11 protein-coding genes are annotated in these 18,498 nt (G+C 63.2%); all 11 read left to right on the top strand.

Going from position 1 to position 18,498, the window contains the following annotated elements:
- Window positions 1–11 precede the first annotated feature (11 nt).
- The 11 genes from BG57_RS03730 (at window position 12) to BG57_RS03680 (ending at window position 17,883) form a co-directional block, all read left to right on the top strand.
- Window positions 12–2,936, top strand: coding sequence for a bifunctional glycoside hydrolase/polysaccharide deacetylase family protein (locus tag BG57_RS03730; RefSeq protein ID WP_052005609.1), 2,925 nt, complete (start codon window positions 12–14; stop codon window positions 2,934–2,936).
- The gene (locus BG57_RS03725) at window positions 2,911–6,714 is read left to right on the top strand and encodes a tetratricopeptide repeat protein (protein WP_035960237.1); all 3,804 of its coding nucleotides are present in this window, start codon (window positions 2,911–2,913) and stop codon (window positions 6,712–6,714) included. Before BG57_RS03730 ends, BG57_RS03725 begins: the two co-directional genes overlap by 26 nt.
- Window positions 6,715–6,765: 51 nt before the next feature.
- A complete protein-coding gene (locus BG57_RS03720) occupies window positions 6,766–7,302 on the top strand; it encodes a transporter (RefSeq protein ID WP_035960236.1) in 537 nt (178 codons plus the stop codon).
- A gap of 6 nt (window positions 7,303–7,308) precedes the next feature.
- Entirely contained in the window at window positions 7,309–8,736 is a 1,428-nt protein-coding gene (locus BG57_RS03715; protein ID WP_035960234.1) for a PelD GGDEF domain-containing protein, read from the top strand.
- The gene (locus tag BG57_RS03710; protein WP_229753955.1) at window positions 8,723–9,778 is read left to right on the top strand and encodes a tetratricopeptide repeat protein; all 1,056 of its coding nucleotides are present in this window, start codon (window positions 8,723–8,725) and stop codon (window positions 9,776–9,778) included. Before BG57_RS03715 ends, BG57_RS03710 begins: the two co-directional genes overlap by 14 nt.
- Window positions 9,775–11,346 carry a GT4 family glycosyltransferase PelF gene (gene pelF / locus BG57_RS03705; protein WP_052005608.1) on the top strand — a complete coding sequence of 524 codons (1,572 nt, stop codon included), beginning with the start codon at window positions 9,775–9,777 and terminating at the stop codon, window positions 11,344–11,346. The genes BG57_RS03710 and pelF overlap by 4 nt, the downstream gene beginning before the upstream one ends.
- Before the next feature lie 20 nt (window positions 11,347–11,366).
- Window positions 11,367–12,737 (top strand): exopolysaccharide Pel transporter PelG, encoded by a 1,371-nt coding sequence (pelG, locus tag BG57_RS03700; protein WP_035960233.1) that lies wholly within the window; start codon window positions 11,367–11,369, stop codon window positions 12,735–12,737.
- A gap of 244 nt (window positions 12,738–12,981) precedes the next feature.
- Entirely contained in the window at window positions 12,982–14,424 is a 1,443-nt protein-coding gene (locus BG57_RS03695; RefSeq protein WP_035960232.1) for a tyrosinase family protein, read from the top strand.
- Between the two features lie 224 nt (window positions 14,425–14,648).
- Window positions 14,649–15,662: a zinc-dependent alcohol dehydrogenase family protein gene (locus tag BG57_RS03690; RefSeq protein ID WP_035960231.1), complete on the top strand. Its 1,014-nt coding sequence runs from the start codon at window positions 14,649–14,651 to the stop codon at window positions 15,660–15,662.
- A gap of 68 nt (window positions 15,663–15,730) precedes the next feature.
- Entirely contained in the window at window positions 15,731–16,024 is a 294-nt protein-coding gene (locus tag BG57_RS03685; protein ID WP_035960230.1) for a hypothetical protein, read from the top strand.
- A 188-nt stretch (window positions 16,025–16,212) separates the two neighbouring features.
- Window positions 16,213–17,883 carry an FAD-dependent oxidoreductase gene (locus tag BG57_RS03680; protein WP_052005607.1) on the top strand — a complete coding sequence of 557 codons (1,671 nt, stop codon included), beginning with the start codon at window positions 16,213–16,215 and terminating at the stop codon, window positions 17,881–17,883.
- The last annotated feature ends 615 nt before the right edge of the window (window positions 17,884–18,498 follow it).

Raw genomic sequence — 18,498 nt, 5'->3', positions numbered from 1 at the left:
CACGCTGCCTGATGCGCACGCTGTCACGCAGCATCGGAAGCACGCTCGCGTCGATATTCGCCGCAGCACTCGCGATGACGCTGCTTCCCGCACGCGCCGATGAACCCGCGCGCCAGCCATCCATTGCGCTCTTTTACGGCGCGCCGGTGCCGGTCGGCCAGTTGTCGGCGTTCGATGCCGTGGTCGTCGAACCGGACAGCGGCTTCTCGCCGTCCGCGCACGCCGCGCAATCGGCGCAGTCTAAATGGTTCGCTTATGTGAGCGTCGGCGAAGTCACGCCCGTGCGTGCTTACTACAAGGACATGCCGCCCGCGTGGCTCAAGGGCAGCAATGCGGCATGGGCGTCGCGCATCGTCGATCAGTCCGCGCCCGGATGGCCGCAGTTCTTCGTCGAACGTGTCATTGCACCGCTATGGGAGCGCGGTTATCGCGGCTTCTTTCTGGATACGCTGGACTCCTATCAATCCATCGCCCGCACGGACGACGAACGCGCGCAACAACAAGCCGGCGTCGTCGCGGTCATCCGCGCGATCAAGGCGCGCTATCCGGACGCGCGGCTCATCTTCAATCGCGGATTCGAACTGATGCCGCAGGTTCACGACCTCGCGTATGCGGTCGCGTTCGAGTCGCTGTATCGCGGATGGAACCAGGCGGCGAAGCAATATGTGGCGGTGCCGGCAGCCGACCGCGAGTGGCTTCTCGGCCAGACGCGCACGCTGCGCGAACGTTACGGACTGCCGGTGCTGTCGATCGATTACTGCCCGCCGGCGGATCGCGAATGCGCGCGCGATGCTGTCGACAAGATCACCGCGCAGGGCCTCATTCCCTACGTAACAGACGGTGCGTTGCAAACCGTCGGGATCGGCCCCGCCCGCGCCGCGATGGTACCGGCTGCGAGTGCATCGCGCACGATTCTCGTCGTTCAGGACGTGGCGCCCGGCGCGGATCTCAACGTGACGCCGGGCGTGCGTTATGTGTCGATGCCGCTCAACTGGCTCGGCTATCGCGTGGAATTCGCGGACATTGCGAAGCCTTTGCCCGAAGGCGATTTGTCGAAGCGATATGCGGGCGTCGTCGTGTGGCTCGACTATCCGGTGCCGGACTTGTCGGCGTTTCGCGACTGGCTCGAAGCGCAGGTCGACAATCACACGCCCGTCGCGATGCTGACGACATTCGGCGTCGACATGAGCGGCGACCTTGCGCGCAAGCTCGATCTCGAACCCGTTGCGGGCCGCGCTGGCAAACGATTGCGGGTCGAATCGATGGATGCCTCGATGATGGGCTTCGAAATGCAGCCACAACCCGATCCGCACGATACGGCGAACGTCCGCGTCGGCGCGCGCAGCCATTCGCTGTTGCGGCTTGCATCGGCGGATGCGGGCAACGCGTTCACGATCGACGCCGCCGCGATCACCCCGTGGGGCGGCTACGCGATGCGCCCCTACGCCGTCTTCGAGATGCCGATGGCCAATCAGGCGCGTTGGGTTCTGCAGCCGATCCGCTTCTTTCGCGCGGCGCTGCGCCTACCCGAAGACATGCCCGCGCCCGATCCGACCACGGAGAACGGCCGGCGCTTGCTGATGACGCATATCGACGGCGATGGCCTCGCCTCGCGCGCGGAGTTCGACGTGAACGGCGGGACGATGAAGGTATCGACGAACGCATCGCCGCAGTATTCCGGCGACGCGCTCTACAACGTGATCCGACAGTTCGGTCTGCCAACTACTGTGTCCGTCATCGAGGGCGAGATATCGGACAACGGCCCCTACCCTAAAGATGCGCCGCGCCTGCGCGCCATTGCGCGCGAGCTGTTTGCGCTGCCGAACGTCGAGATGGCGAGCCACACCTACACGCATCCGTTGCAGTGGATGCGCGTGACGGGCCTCGGCAAATCGAGCGGCGACGACACCGCCGAAGGCGCGAGCCGCGCGAACTACAACGGACTGTCGATCGACATTCCCGGCTATCGCTACGACACCGGTCGCGAAATCGAAGGCTCCATTCGCTACATCGACACGCTCGCGCCCGCCGGCAAGCGCGTGAAGATGCTGCTGTGGAGCGGCGACTGTCAGGTTCCGGCAAGCGTCATCCAGGCAGCGGACAACGCGGGCGTCTACAACATGAACGGCGGCGACACGCTCATCACGAAGCGCTATCCGAGTTGGGCTGCGATTGCGCCGCTCGGCGTGAACAAGGATGGCTTCTTTCAGGTGTTCGCGCCGAACCAGAACGAAGAGCCATACACGGACCTGTGGCATGGACCGTACTACGGCTATCAGCGCGTGCTCGAAACCTTCGACATGACGGAGACGCCGATTCGCTTCAAGCCGGTCGATGTCTATTACCACATGTTTTCCGGCACCAAGTATGCATCGGTGAAGACCTTGTCGGAGGTGTATCGCGCGTTGTCGGCACAACCGCTGATGCCCGTCTACGCGTCCGAGTATGCGCGCAAAGTGCAGGACTTCGAGCGCATGGACGTGTCGCGCGATGGCGACTTCTGGCGCATTCACGGCAATGGCGATCTGCGCACCGTGCGGCTGCCGGAAGGCCGCGTGCCGGACCTTGCGAGCGCGGAAGGCGTCATCGGATATAAGGCGGGACCGGGCGGCGTGTATGTCAGCCTGAGCGGCGCCGATGCGCGCTTTCGCATCGTCGATGCAGCGCATGCGGCAAAGTTGCCGTACCTCGCGGAAGCCAACGGCGCCGTCGATCGCTTCACGCGCACCGCGCAGGGCTTTTCGTTCGAACTCGCGTCGCATGTCGCGCCGCGTTTCGCCATCGGCGGCGAAGCGCGTGCGAATGCATGCGTTGTCAGGGCGAATGGCCGTACGCTTGCCCCCGCCATCGCGCAGGGACGTCGCGTGTATTCGCCGCCCGTATCGAAGCGCAACGAATCGGAAGCCGTTCATGTCGATGTCGTCTGCGCAAGCTGATCGCCAGCGGCTTTTCTCGCCCTTCGTCATCGCGGCTTTCGGGCTGCTAGTTGCGCTCATGCTGGTGCTGGCGTTCCCGCGCGAGCGCTTGCAAGAGCGGCTGTTGCAAGGCCGCGAAGCGGATACGCTGACTATCGCCTATCTCGAAGCGTGGCTGCGCATCGAACCTGATAACACCGACGTGCTGAATGAATTGACGCGCGAGTACCTGAAGGCCCAGCGTGTTGCAGATGCAAAGCGGATGCTCACGCGGCTGTCCGTTTCGAGCGATCCGCAGGCGCAGTTGCGGGCGCTGAAAGTGCGTATCGAGCTTGCCGAGACAGAGGCATATGCACTCGCGCCGGCCGATCCTGCACGGGCCGCGCGGCTTGCCCAGTTCGATGCGCTGCTCAAAGAGGCCATCGACAAGCCGTGGGATGCGGCCGAACTCGAAGCCTTTGCGGCGAAGGCGCGTGCATTGAACGACGGTGCGCTCGCCGGCCAATACTATGAACGGCTCGCGCGAAGGAAGCCGGACGAAGCCTCGCGCTGGCTCGCGCAAAGCGCCCAGTTGAAACTCGCTGCGGGCGATCACGCTACCGCTGCCGATGCGTTCTTCGCAGCGCAGACGCATGCCGCGACACGCGACGACGAGCGTCGTCTGTTCCTTTCGGGTGTGCAGGCGTTGCAGGCCGGGAACCGTCTCGCCGATGCGCTCGCTGCCGCCGATGCGCACATCGGCTCCCTCGGAGGCGATCGTGAAACGCTGCGCTATTTAACGCGGCTTGCGCTGGCCGCCGGGCGGCCGGACATCGCGGGCCGCTATGCCAAGCGCCTGCTCGATATGTCGGCGCGCAAGAACGCGACGCGACTGGCGGCGTTCGATGGCGCACGAACGCCACGCGCCGCGATCTGCGCCGGCGCGTGCATGCGCGGCTCGCCGGGGCATTTCATCAGGCGCATAGCGGATGTACAAGTGCCGCGCAACCCTCCCGATACTGCCGACTACGAACTCGGCTTCAAAGTCTTTCTGGCGAATGGCGATCTCGCGGCCGCGCAACGCGTAGCACAAACGGCGGTCGATCGCGATCCCGCATCCGTCGAATGGCGCGAACGTCTGGCGCAGGTCGCCGAATGGAACCATGCGCCGGACGTCGCGCTTGCCAACTATCTCGTGCTCGCCCGCACGCATGGCGACGACAAATACTGGAAGCAAGTGGAGCGCTTCGCCCCTGCCCTCGGCGATATCGACGCAATGCTCGCCGCGGCCATCCACGAATCGGACCGCGCACCCGGCGACATGAAGCAGCTCGATCGCGTCGTGAGCGCCTATGAAGCACAGGCCGATCCCGATGCCGCGCTTCGCTTTCTGCAAGCGCGTGCGAAGGGTGCTTATCGCCGGCAAGTGCTGGAGCGTTACGCCAGCCTCGCCGAACGCAAGGGCGACGACGATCTCGCCATCGAAACATACGGACACCTGATGACCGAGTTCGGCCCCAATCCGGCCTACGCGCTCAAGCTCAGTCTCATGTACTATACGCGCGCTCGTTTCGATCGTTCGCTCGCCGTGCTGGATGCAGCCAAAAGCCACGCCAGCGCGGAGAACGGCGACTTCTGGCGCTTCTACGCGATGATGGCGACGCTGCGCCAGCAAGACCAGAAGGCGCGCGAAGGCTACGACAGACTCGTCGAAGGCGGCCAGGCATCCCCCGACGATCTCACCGCGATGGTCTCGCTCTACGATGACGAGCCGCTCGAAGCGGGACGCATTGCCGAGTTCGCGTATCGCCGCACGGGGCGCGAGCCGCTGCTCGAACTCGCGATCTACGACTACCTGCGCGCCCGTGCGACTGCGCGCATCGGCGCATTGCTGGCCTCGCTCGATCCAGCCGCTCGTGAGCAAGCCGAGCGCTCACCGCGCTTCTTGCTGGCGCGTGCGCAGTATCTCCGGCGCGCGGGCGACCCCGACGGCGCACTCGCCGACACTCGCGCGGCGCTCGTCATTGCACCCGGCGATCAGGAAGCCCGCGCCGCGCTGATCTGGGCGCTGAACGAGCGCGGCAGCGATGCCGAACTGCGCGCCGCCCTCGCCCGCTATGCACGCTCCAGCGAACGCGACAGCGCGCTTTGGGCGCCGTATGCAGCCGCGTACTTGCGGCTCGGCAATGCGCGTGGCGCGCTGCACATGATGCACAAACAGGCCGCGTCGCGCCGCGACGATCCGTTATGGGCGCTGGGCTATGCGGATGCGCTGGAACTCAACGGGCGCATCGACGATGCATGGCGCGTACGCAACGCAGTGTGGCGCAAGCAGATGGCGCTGCGTGCATCGGGCAAGCAACCGCTCGCCCTCGACGATGAGCAGCGCGACGACCTGCGCGGCCGCATGGTGGGCCTCACAGACCAGTTCGCGGGCGGCGATGCATCGCGACAAGTCTTGATCGAGCTGCTGCGGGAAGACGGCAACTCCATCGGTACACCGAATCAAATCATCGCGGGCGACGACGCGATGCAAAGCGCCGCGCATCGCGAAGAGAACAAGCAGCGCCTCTATTCCGCCGTCGCCCGCGAAGCCGCGCTCGGCTGGCTGCAATCACACGAGGCCTACGACGCCGAAAGCCTGTGGCTCTTGCGCCAGTACATCGACAGCGCGACGCGCCCGGTCTACGCCGAAGTGACGATCGCGCTCGCCGAACACGATCGCGCGACGCTGAATCGCCTGCTCGATACCGAAGCTGAATGGATACCGCGTCAAAACCGGCTCGACGCCGAAGCCACGACCGGCCGCTTCGGCGACGTGCAAACCCACGCGTTCGAACAGCAGTTCACGTTGCCCGACGATGAAATCGTCAATCAGATATTGCGCGAGCAATTGCTGCGCAACGCGCAAGCCATTGCGCCGCATTTCAGGGTCGTCGATCAGGGCGGACTGTCGTACACGGAAACCGGCATCGGCGCAGGCCTGCGGCTGTCGCCGACGCAATCGCTCGCGCTTAATTACGTCGAACGCAACCAGCACGGCGATAGCACACTCGTCAACGTGCCGCGTCACGACCGCCAGTTGTTGCTCGCGTGGCGCCATCTTGGCCTTGACGACAGCGAGCGCGTGAGCATCGGCCGTCGCAATGCACTCGATGACTTCACGACGGCTCGTATCGACGGAACGCTTTTCGAACAACAAACGCTCAGCTTCAACTACGCGCTCGGCTTCAATCAGGCGGCGACGGAGACGAGCCAGTTGATCGTCGGCGGAATGAAGGATCTCGCGAGCGTGGGCTTCAATTATCGGCCGGACCCGCATGTGTTCGTCGGCGGGCGGGTGGAATACGACCGCTTTCATGGACAAGACCGGTCGTTTCTCGGCACGGGGACGGTGGTGGATTTCAACGCCGGCTACAAGCTGCGAGCGGATTATCCCGACTACACGATCCGCGCGGTCTTCACGCATGGACAGTACAGCGCGTCGGGCACTCCCGGCAGCCAGCTCGCGCGCCTGTTGCCCGCCGGCACGCCGCTGACCGCGAGCCAGTTCATGCCGCAGTCGTTCACGCAGGAAGGCGTGCTGTTTTCTTTCGGCGACGACCTGCCCGAAGGCTATACGCGCGGCTGGCGGCCATTCTTTGCTGCCGGGCAGATCCACGATTCCAACCAGGGCTGGACCGCGCAAGTGCGCGTGGGACTCGCGGGCAGCGTGCTCGGCAACGACCAGGCGCTCGTCTACTACGAGCATGCCGGCGCAACGGCCGGACGCACGCAGGCGTTCACGGAATACGGCGTGCGTTATCGCTGGCTGTACTAGCGACGTCCGCTCGACATATACATCGGATAACGAAGCAATAGGAGAGGACATATGAGACTGCCACGACGACTGGAAGCCGCGTTATTGACCACATACGCGGTGCTTGCCCTCAACGCATGCGCAGTGATGGATCACAGCGACACCGCCGCCGCCGCGCTCGACAAGAACGCAAGCTGGACCGTGCTGCCGATCGCCAATCGCACGGAAACGCCGCAAGCGGGCTTGCGCGCGTCGGCGATTGCGCAAAGCCTGCTGACATCGAATGGAATACAGCTCACGCGATACCCCGACACCGGCGACGAAGAAACGCTCTTCGATACCGCCAAGCCCGACGCGAATGCGAAGGCGCTCGCCTGGGCGCGATCGCAGAACGTGCGTTACGCGCTGACCGGCACGGTCACGGAGTGGCGCTACAAAGTCGGCGTCGATGGCGAGCCGGCCGTGGGCCTCACCTTCGATGTCGTCGATGTCGCGAGCGGCAAGGTCGTCTGGAGCGCGGCGGGCAGCCGCACCGGATGGAGCCGCGATGCTCTTTCGGGCGTCGCACAGAAGCTCGAGAAGTCGCTTCTCGGCGCGTTGACGAAGTAAGCCGCCATGCCCGCAATCGAAGGTAGCGGCAAGAGCCAGGACGACGCCAATCCGCGACGCCAGCGCGCCGCGCAAAGCGGACAGTCCGTCGCCCGCGACATGCCGTGGGCGCGCGTGTTCGCGCCATCGGGCATCTCGCGCAGGCGGGCCGCGTTCATCGCGATGGAAGTCGTCGTCGCGACCATCGCGCTGCTCGTGGTGTGCTGGTTCGTCGACCCCGCCGACCCGCTGCTCTCGCGCACCGGCTTCGGCTGGGTCTGGCTCGTGCCTGTGGTCTTCGCGCTCCGCTACGGGACGCTCGCGGGCACGGGCAGCGCACTGTTGCTGTTGCTCGCATGGCATGCACCGCAGTGGGCCAACGGCACGCACGCGCACGCCGCATTTCCCGGCGGCTTCTTCTTCGGCGGATTCGTGCTCACGCTGTTATGTGGGCAATTCGGCGATATCTGGATCGGACGTCAGCGGCAGGCGCGCATTGCCAACGACTATCTCGCCGAACGGCTGTCGATACTCACGAAGAATCAGTTTCTGTTACGCCTGTCGCATGAGCGGCTCGAACAGGACGTGCTTGCGCGCCCCGCGACCTTGCGCGATTCTCTAGCGCGCCTGCGTTCGCTCGCGCTTAACGACGAGGACGATGGCCCGCTGCAAGGCGCCGCGCGCTTTCTGAAGACGGCTGCGCAGGCGTGTCAGCTCGAAACGGCGAGCCTCTTTGCATGGACCGGAAGCACGGTTGCGACGACGCCGGTTGCCAGCGTCGGCGATCCCTTCGAACTCGACATCAGCGATCCGCTCGTCAGCGAGGCGCTGGACAAGCTCGTGCTGACGCATCCCGAATCGAAGGCGACCGATGCAAGCACGCGCTATCGCGCGGTCGCGCCCTTGCTCGACGCCGCCGGGCGGCACGTGGCGCTGCTCGTCGTGGAACGCATGCCCTTTCTCGCGATGACCCGCGACAACCTCCAGTTCCTGCTCGTGCTATGCGGCTATTACGCCGACAGCGTGCGCCATGCAGATGTGAGCCGCTCGATCCTGCAAGCATTCCCACGGTGTCCTTATGATTTTGCACTCGACTATGCCCGCCTCGTGCATCTGCTGCGCGATACGGGTGTGGAGTCGTCGCTCGTCGCGCTCGTCTTCGATACGAGCGAGTTCGGCGCATCGCTGCATGAACACGTGCTGCGTCTGCGACGCTCGCTGGATGCGCAATGGCCGATCATCACGCCGGCGCGTCGCGTCGTGCTCACACTGATGCCGCTTTCAGGTGAAAGCGCGGTGGCGGGCTATCTGCTGCGCATCGAAGAGAATCTGCGCGCGCAGTTTGGCGCGGACTTCGAGTCGGCTCACGTCGCGACCCACGCAATGCGCCTTTCCGCCGATTCGCCCGTGGAAGGCCTGCATCACTTTCTGAGGCTGTGTCATGTCGAAGACTGAGCGCGCGATCCATCGCACGATTCTGGCGCTCGCGTGGCTGTCAGCGATCTGCGGCGGCGTCGTGCAGGCCTACGTTTTCGTACTCGCTGCGCAAGGCGGGCCGCCAACGCGGGTGCTGCTCATGTGCCTCGCGCTGCAATGCGTCGCTGCTGCGCTGATCGCGTTTGCGTGCTGGCGGACCCTGCCGCTGCGATATCGCTCGAAAGGGGCATGGTGCTATCTGTGGCTGCTGAATTTCGCGGTACCGGCGGGCGGCGCGCTCGTTTCCGTGGGCGCAATGATCGTGGCGCTTGCGTTGCCGCGTCGCGTGCAGGCTCGCCATATTGCTTACGTCGAAGAACCGGAGTTCGCGACGCATTTGATTCCGCATGTTTCATACGGACGCGGCGCGCGCCTGAAGGCCGAGTTACAGAACGCCGAAGCGGTGACATCGCTGCGCATGACCGCCTTGCTCGCGATGCAGTCGATGCCCGCGCATACCATCAGTCCGCTATTGCGCGGCATGCTCGCCGATCCGCTCGATGATATCCGCCTGCTCGCTTACGGCATGCTCGACAGTCAGGAGAAACAGCTTACGCAGCGGATCCTCGCGCAACGCCCGAAGCTCGCGATGCAGCTTGAGCCGCGCGAGCGTTACGAGGTCAACAAGACGCTCGCCGAACTCTATGGCGAGCTTATCTATGCGCATCTCGTTCAGGGCGACGTCTATCGGAACGCCGCCGATCAGGCCGATGCCTACGCCGCCGCTGCACTCGCTATCGAGCCCTCCGACGCCGCGTTGTGGCGCATGCGCGGACGGCTCGCGCTGGACCGCGGCGATCTCGATGCCGCCGACAGCTTGCTCGAACGCGCGATCGAACAGGGCTTCGCACGCGATCGCATGCTGCCCTATCTCGCGGAAGCCGCTTATTTGCGCGGCGATTTCGCGCGGGTGAAAACACTGCTCGGCCAAATGAGCCCGTCCGCGATCCTGCCCGTCATGAAACCCGTGCTCGACTATTGGCGCGGCCCGCTCGCCACTCTTCGCAAAGGCTCGACATGAACACCGTTGCCCTTCCCGATGCAGCGTCCGTGCAGACCTGGCCTGCGCTCAGCACTGCGTTACCCAAAGCCACGCGCGCGGATGTCGTGCTGCTCCTCGAAGGGACGTTCCCGTATGTAAGCGGTGGTGTATCAAGCTGGGTGAATCAGATCATCCGTGCGTTTCCCGATCTCACGTTTGCGCTCTGCTTTCTCGGCAGCCGTCCACAGGATTATCCGAAGGCATCGTATGCATTGCCGCCCAACGTCGTGCATCAGGAAAATCACTTTCTGTACGATTTCGAAGCCGCGCCGGAAGCCGAGAAACGCCGCGGGGATCGCGCGGCCTTTGCGCAATCGGCGGAAATGCACGAAGCCATGCGCAATCCGGCGATGCGTGCCGCCGCTGGTTCGATGCTGCGCGACCTGCTAAAGGACCTCGCTCCCGATGGCCGCCTGTCGGAGAGCGAGTTCCTCTATTCGCACGAGGCCTGGAAGACAATTACGGAGCAGTATCGGGAGCGCTGCACGGATCCTTCCTTCGTCGATTACTTCTGGACCGTACGCGTGATGCACAAGCCCTTGTGGCTGCTCGCACGCATTGCCAATGGCTTGCCTGATGCCGGTGTCTATCACACGGTATCGACGGGATATGCGGGGTTTCTCGGCGCGCTCGCGCACTTTCGGACCGGCCGGCCTCTGCTCGTTTCGGAACACGGCATCTATACGAAGGAACGCAAGATTGACCTGTTCCAGAGCCAGTGGATACGCGACAACCGCAGCATCTTCGAGCGCGACGTATCGCAGGTGGGTTATTTCCGCGATCTATGGGTGCGCTTCTTCGAGACGCTCGGGCGCGTGTGTTACGACGCGGCCGCCGACATCATTGCGCTCTATGAAGGCAACCGTCAGCGACAGGTCGCCGATGGCGCGCCGCCGCAAAAGACCGCGAGCATACCGAATGGCGTCGACTTGCCGAGGCTTTCGGCGCTGCGTGACAAGCGGGCGCCCGGCGTGCCGAAGACGCTGTGCCTGATTGGCCGCGTCGTCCCGATCAAGGACATCAAGACCTTCATTCGCGCGATGCTGACGGTCGTGCGCAAAGAACCCGATGCGGAGGCATGGATCGCGGGACCAGAGGACGAGGACCCCGAATACGCACGGGAATGTCGCAGTCTCGTGGAAAGTCTCGGACTCGAAGGAAAGGTCAAGTTCCTCGGCTTTCAGAGGATCGACGAGTTGCTTCCGAAATGCGGCGTTCTCGTACTTAGTTCGATATCCGAAGCATTGCCGCTGGTGGTACTGGAGGGTTTTGCAGCGGGCGTTCCTTCCGTGACGACCGATGTCGGCTCGTGCCGACAGTTGATCTACGGCTTGCCCGGCGACGACGCAGCGCTAGGTGCCGCAGGCCGCGTCGTGCAAATTGCCGACCCGCGCGCACTCGCCGATGCCGCGCTGGAGCTGCTGAAAGAAGACAACTGGCGCGCGGCGCAGGCGGCGGGCATTGCGCGCGTCGAACGCTTCTACACCCAGGAACGCATGGTCGGCGCATATCGCAAGCTATACGAGCAGCTTATCGGCCACGCATAACCACTGACACGGGAATCGTCATGGCGGGAATCGGCTTCGAATTGCGCAAGATGCTCCGGCGCGACACGCTCGTCGGACTGATGCAGGCGTATGCGTATGCGGGACTCATCAGCGCGGGACCGTGGATTCTGTCGATCATCGGCATGCTGCTGATCGGCATTCTAAGCCTGCCGTTCGTGCTGCCGTCCGGGCTCATCACGCAGTTTCAGGTATCGGTGACGTATCTGATCTCGCTGTCGCTCGTGCTGACCGGGCCGCTGCAACTCGGTTTCACGCGCTTCACGTCCGACCGCCTGTTCGAGAAACGCGGCGACATGGTGCTTCCGAACTATCACGGCGCGGCGCTCGTCGCGACCATCGCCGCAATCCTGCTCGGCGGACTCGCGGTGGTGTTTCTTTTTCCCGGGCAGACGGCGGCGTATCGGCTATTGATGCTCGCGGGCTTCGTCGTCATGAGCAACATTTGGCTCGCGACGATCTTCTTGTCGGGCATGAAGCAATACACGTCGATACTGTGGGTGTTTTTTATCGGCTACACGCTGACGGCGGGTGCGGCCATCACGCTCAATATCTTCGGATTGACGGGACTGCTCGGCGGGTTCGTGTTCGGTCAGACCGTGCTTCTTGCGGGCCTGCTGACGCTGATCTATCGCGACTACACAAGCGATCGCTTCATCTCTTTCGAATTCTTCTCGAAGCGCTACCGTTACCCGACTCTGATGGCGACGGGCTTTCTCTACAACCTCGCGATCTGGGTCGACAAGTTCATGTTCTGGTATGCGCCGGGGACCGGGCAGGATGTGATCGGACCGTTGCGCGCGTCGATCATCTACGACATTCCCGTCTTTCTGGCGTATCTTGCGATCATTCCGGGCATGGCGGTCTTCCTGATGCGTATCGAGACCGACTTCGTCGAGTACTACGACGCCTTCTATGGCGCGGTGCGGGAAGGCGCTTCTCTGCAGCATATCGAACGCATGCGCAACGCGATGGTCGAGGCGCTGCGCAACGGACTCTATGAAATCGTGAAAGTGCAGGCGACCGCTGCGTTGTTGCTCTTCGCGATCAGCGCGGCGCTGCTCGGATGGCTGCGCATATCGGCGCTTTACTCGCCGCTGCTGTATATCGACGTGATCGCCGCGAGTTTGCAGGTACTGTTCATGGGCGTGATCAACGTGTTTTTCTATCTCGACAAACGGCGTGTGGTGCTCACGCTCGTCGGCCTGTTCGTCATATCGAATGTCGCTCTGACGGGGGTGACGCTCTTGGCCAATCCCGGCTGGTATGGCTATGGCTTCGCGGCGTCGCTGCTGCTGGTGCTGCTCGTCAGTCTTGTATGGCTCGATCGCAAGCTGGAGATGCTCGAGTACGAGACGTTCATGATTCAGTAGACGAAGCCTCACACCGGCGCACACATGCCTTAGTGACGGACTCGATGCGTCATGCAAGCTTGTATGTTCGTTACCGAACATTCCATTCGTTCGCGATTCTAATTACCGGATTGAATGTTCCCGCACGTGATCCATACTTCTTTTGCCCACTATGGAGGGCGAATCCGTTGCAGGGTCTTTGCGGCAGTGCGGCGGAAGCCAGTCGCTCGCTTTATCTGGGCTTTCCACGTTCACGAGGTTCCGTATGGACTCCAATTCGATCAAGCGGCGCACGTTCGTCAAGGGAACGGCGTCGGCGCTCGCGCTCTTATCCCTGCCCAAACTGAGCGTGGCGGTGACGCCCCCGGTTGTCAGGCTCGAATGGCAAGCATTCAAATCGCAGTATCTCGAAGCGTTCTACATAGCCGTTCGACAGATGAAAAGCAACACCGATGCAAGCAAGCCGGCATCATGGCAATACTGGGTGAATGTCCATCGCAACTATTGTCCGCATAGCGAGCCGTATTTTCTGGCGTGGCATCGCGGCTATATGTATTGCATCGAGCAGCAGTTGAAAGCCATCAATCCATCCCTCACTCTGCCGTATTGGGATTACTATACTTATCCCGTCATTCCTTCCGAATTCACCGATTCGGCGAGCGGCAATCCGCTGTACGTCTCGCGCGTGAATAACAACGTCTATCAGGCGCTCGATCTGAGTCCGTTCGCCTCGACCGTGGTCAATATGCAGCGGGGCACGAGAAACGCATTCGAAACGAAGTTCGAGAATGCACCGCACAATCCGGTCCACGACATCATCGGCGGCTACATGGGCAACATTCTGACGGCGCCCATCGATCCGATTTTCTATTTGCATCACTGCAACATTGACCGCCTCTGGAGCGCATGGGAGCTGCGCGCGACGAGCAAAGTGCCCGCTGCCAGCAACAGCTACTGGAGCGGCAGTTTTACGTATGCAAATGGCCTTACCATGGCGAAATCGAAAACGCGGACGGCGGCCGGCCTAGGTTATACCTATGCCAACAACACCATGCCGGTCGTGTTGCCGCCGCAAGCGCAGCGTGGAGGGATCGTGCGAGTACAGGCGCAGGTATCGGCGATTCACGCACGGCCTCAAGCCGGCAGGTTCACGGCAAGCCCGGGCCGCAGCATCTCGGCGACACGACGATCGTTAGGCGGCGTCCGAGGCGTCGGACTGGGCAATGCCTCGCTGAGCGCGGCCATTCCGCTCGCGGCCACGAGCGCGACCGCGCTCAAGGACGTGCTTGCGTCGTCACCCGCGGCGAGTCTCGACGAATCATCGCAAGCGCCGCAGGCAGTGGCCCCCGGCAAGGCATCGTTCCGTCATGTGAAGCTCGTGCTCGACGGCCTCGCGATAACAACTGAGGGTCAAAACGGCGGATTCTTCTACAACGTCTATCTCAATCTGCCCGCCGCCGGCGACATCGATGCGGTGAAGAGCGAGCATTTCGTCGGCACGGTCGGCGCGTTCGAAATATCGACGGCCACGCATCACGGGATGAAGATGCTTTCCTACGATGTGACGGATCAACTGGCGCGGCTCGGCGTCGGCAATGCAAGCGAGATGGTCGTGTCGTTCGTGCGCGTGAGCGGTCTGAACGCGCCGAAGGGCAACGTCGTTTCGGTCGACGAATTGCGCGTCGAACTCGGCACCGACGCGCCTTGAATTTTGAGTGCAATCTTCTACGACGCGGCGCTCCGCCGGGCCGCGTCGCCTCTCGCCCGCCCGTAGTTTATCCACGAATCAATCGACGAAATGGCCCGCTCACGCGTCTCGATCGCGCAGGGCATCGATCAGGTCTGCCAGTTGCACCGCACGCGGCGTTTGCATGATGCATGCAGAATGCACATCTACCGATACGCTGCCGCTACCGGCAAAGGAGAAACCCGATGAAGGCATTCGCTATCCGCGCGCCTGGCGGACTGGACAAGCTCGAAATCCGCGACATTCCCGATCCCGGACAACCGGGACCGGGACAGATTCGTGTTGCGCTGCACGCTACATCGCTCAATTTCCATGACCTGCTCGTGGTGAGCGGCAAGAGTCCGACAGCCGATGGCCGCGTGCCGATGTCAGACGGTGCGGGTGTCGTCGAAGCGGTCGGCGATGGCGTCACCGAGTTCGCAGTCGGCGATCACGTCGTGTCCTGCTTCTTTCCGCAATGGAGCGACGGCCTGCCGCAATCCGAAGTCGGCAATTTCGCGGGGACGCCGGGCGATGGCATCGACGGCATGGCGGCGATGCATGTCGTGCGCGCAGCCACCGCCTTCACGCACGCGCCGCGCGGCTGGCGCCATGCCGAAGCAGCCACGATCACCACGGCGGGTCTGACCGCTTGGCGTGCGCTCGTCGTGGATGGCGGGCTCAAGGCGGGCGATACGGTGCTGGTGCTCGGCACCGGAGGCGTATCGATTGCGGCGCTGCAAATCGCGAAGACGATGGGCGCGCAAGTCATCGTTACGTCTTCGTCGGACGAAAAGCTCGCGCGCGCGAAGGCGCTCGGAGCCGACCATGCCGTCAACTACCGCACGCACGAGAAATGGGGCGCACTCGTGCGCGAACTCACCGATGGGCGCGGCGTCGATCACGTGATCGAGGTCGGCGGCCCCGGCACGCTTGCCCAGTCTATCGAAGCAGTGCGCGTCGGCGGGCATATCGCGTTGATCGGCGTGCTGACAGGGCGCGAAGGCATGGTGCCGACGTCGCTATTAATGGCGCGTCAGGCGAAGCTGCAAGGGCTGATCGTCGGTAGCCGGCGGCATCAACAGGAATATGTGCGCGCGCTGGAGTTGAACGGCGTGCGTCCCGTCATCGATCGAACCTTTGGTTTCGACGCACTGCCCGATGCGTTCCGGCATCAGGAGAGCGGCGCGCACTTCGGGAAGATTTGCGTCGAGTGGTAACGCTCAGCCGTGGCGTTGGGCGGCATGCGCATTGCAGACATCGTGCGTCGACATAACAGGAGTCAGCCATGATGATCCAGCGCACGCGTAGCTTTGCATTGATGCTGTCGGTTGCCGGCGCCGCTGCAATCGCAGCCACCTCTTCTTACGCCACCGAAGCCGCCGCACCGGGCAGTCAGCAGCGCAACGAAGGAGTGGGCGTGCGCGGCGGGCAATCGGCCCACAGCGCTCAGAGTGGTCAAGGCGCGAGTCCGCAGGGCGGCCAGGGCGCGGCAACGCAGATGGGCACGCCGCCGGGTCAACTGAAGCGTGAGGAAGAAGCGCGTCAGCGCGGACAGGCATCGGGAGGAGCGGGGAAATAGCGAAGCGTTCGCGCGCAGCCGGCCTCGCGACATCGCTTTCAACGTCGCGAGTCAATATTTCACATTCATTACATTTCACTCGCCGCTCTCCTATGATGAGGAAGCGCGCCCGTCGCAACGACGATTGAATCAACGTCTTCACATCGCATCACGCGCGCTCTTTCATCTATCAGCGGAGGACGGCCCCTATGAGCACGCGTTCGACTGAAAGCGAAGACGCCAGCGCGCGTGATCACCCGCGCTATGCGCAGATGTTTCCGGTGCTCTCTGCAGCCGACGTCGAACGCCTGCGCCGTTTCGGCGCCATCGTGCATTACGGCAAGGGCGCGTTCCTGTATCGCGCAGGCGGCCTCTGCCCTGGCGTGTTCGTGCTGTTGTCGGGCAAGGTGCGAATCGTCGCGCGCGAAGGGCTGCTGCGTGAACGCGTGATCCACACTTACACGCAACCCGGCGAGTTCACGTCGGACGTTGCGCAGCTTTCGAACAAGCCCGCCGTGGTCGATGCACACGTCATCGAAGACGTCGACGCGATTCTGCTGCGCCCCGACGCGCTCAGAGCCGTGATGGTCGCCGAAGCCGATCTCGGCGAACGCATCATGCGCGCACTGATCCTGCGCCGCGTGCTCGTCTTCGAGCGAGGTCACGGCGTCGTGCTGGTTGGCGCATCGGGCAATGCGCGGCTGCGGGCGTTGCAAAATTTTCTGAACCGGAATGTCTTTCCGAGCGTCACGCTGGATGCCGACAAGAACGCCGAAGCGCTCGCGCTACTCGAACGTCTCACGCCGCAGCCCGACGATTTTCCGCTCGTCGTGTGCCCGAGCGGGACGGTATTACGCAATCCGGATGAAGAGCAACTCGCGTCGTGCCTCGGCCTCGTGCCTGAATTCGATCCGGCCCACGTCTACGATGCGTTGATCGTCGGCGCAGGACCAGCGGGGCTCGCCGCAGCCGTCTATGCGGCCTCCGAAGGATTGTCGGTCGCGGGCATCGACTGCCGCGCGCCCGGCGGACAGGCGGGCAGCAGTTCGCGCATCGAAAACTATCTCGGCTTTCCGACCGGCATCACGGGACTCGCGCTCGCGGGACGCGCGTTCGTGCAGGCGCAGAAATTCGGCGCGCATATCGGCATTCCGTGCGAAGCCAAAGCGCTGCATTGCGGTGCCGACGCGTTCGCCGTCGAACTCTGCGACGGCCGACGTATCGCCGCGCGCACGGTCGTCGTTGCGAGCGGTGCGGATTATCGTCGTCCGGACGTCGACGGTCTCGCGCGTTTCGAAGGCAGCGGCGTTTATTACTGGGCCACGCCGATCGAAGCGAGGCTGTGTCGCAAGGAGCCCGTTGCGCTCGTCGGCGGCGGCAATTCAGCGGGACAGGCCGTCGTCTTTCTCGCTTCGCACGCGGAGCACGTGCATCTGTTCTTTCGCGGCTCGAGCTTGAAGCAGAGCATGTCGCACTATCTGATCGAGCGGATTGCGGGGTTGCACAACGTGACGCTGCACGCGGGCACGGCGCTGACTTCGCTGGAGGGCAATGCGCGTCTGGAATGCGTGCGTTATCGCAGTCGCGACGGCAGTGAATGCGCGCTCGATACGCATCATCTGTTTGTCTTCATCGGCGCGCAGCCGCGAGCGGGCTGGCTGAAGGAATGCGGCGTGGCGCTCGACGCGAAAGGCTTCGTGCTGACGGGCGCAGACGTTCCCGGCAGCGATCCCCGCGCGATGTCGCTTCAAACGAGCATGCCGGGCGTCTATGCAATCGGCGACGTGCGCTCGGGTTCAATCAAGCGCGTGTCGTCGGCGGTTGGCGAAGGTGCGGCCGTCGTCGCGCAGATTCATGCTTATCTCGCGGTGAATGCCTGAGCGCGTTTTATGGCGCGAATTCATAGGCATGTCACGTGCTGTGCCTGCAGCATGAAAATCGTATGCATCGCCTGGGGCTCCATGCTATGAAATCTGAAAGGCGCTCCAATCGAAGGGGACTGGCGCGAGGGCGGTCCTTCGATACCGCTTGAATTCGCGCGGCATTCCGATGGCGAGATCGCAAGTCTTGTCGTCCTTGCATCTGCTCCCGTATCGACGACTTATTGGGCTCCCATCGCGGTGGACTCACTCGATGCCGCTCGCGAAGCGTTGCGCAAGCGCGAAGACGTACGCATCAACGAAAGAGAATGGATCGGCAGCGTTCCACCACCGACGGGCGTCGACTATCCACAATCTCACGCATTCGCTGAGTGGCTCGCGCGCAATGGCGCGGACGCTGTCGTCTGGACCGCGCTCCCTCCAAAGTCGCACGATCGGAATGGCCGTATGCCAAGCGTCGACGAAGCAATCACGTACATGAACTCACTCAACGATGAGGATCGCGGCCGTGCTGAAGCATATATCCGGCAGTCTCCACCGCTCATTCGCACTCCCTTTCGCGAGCGCTTCGAAAGCGTATTCGGATGGACGCCGGTGAATTCTGGCGATCAGTTT

This window comes from Caballeronia grimmiae (assembly GCF_000698555.1).
Taxonomy (GTDB): Bacteria; Pseudomonadota; Gammaproteobacteria; order Burkholderiales; family Burkholderiaceae; genus Caballeronia; species Caballeronia grimmiae.
Note: the sequence above shows the minus strand (reverse complement) of the source record. Positions and strands in the feature narration are given on the sequence as shown.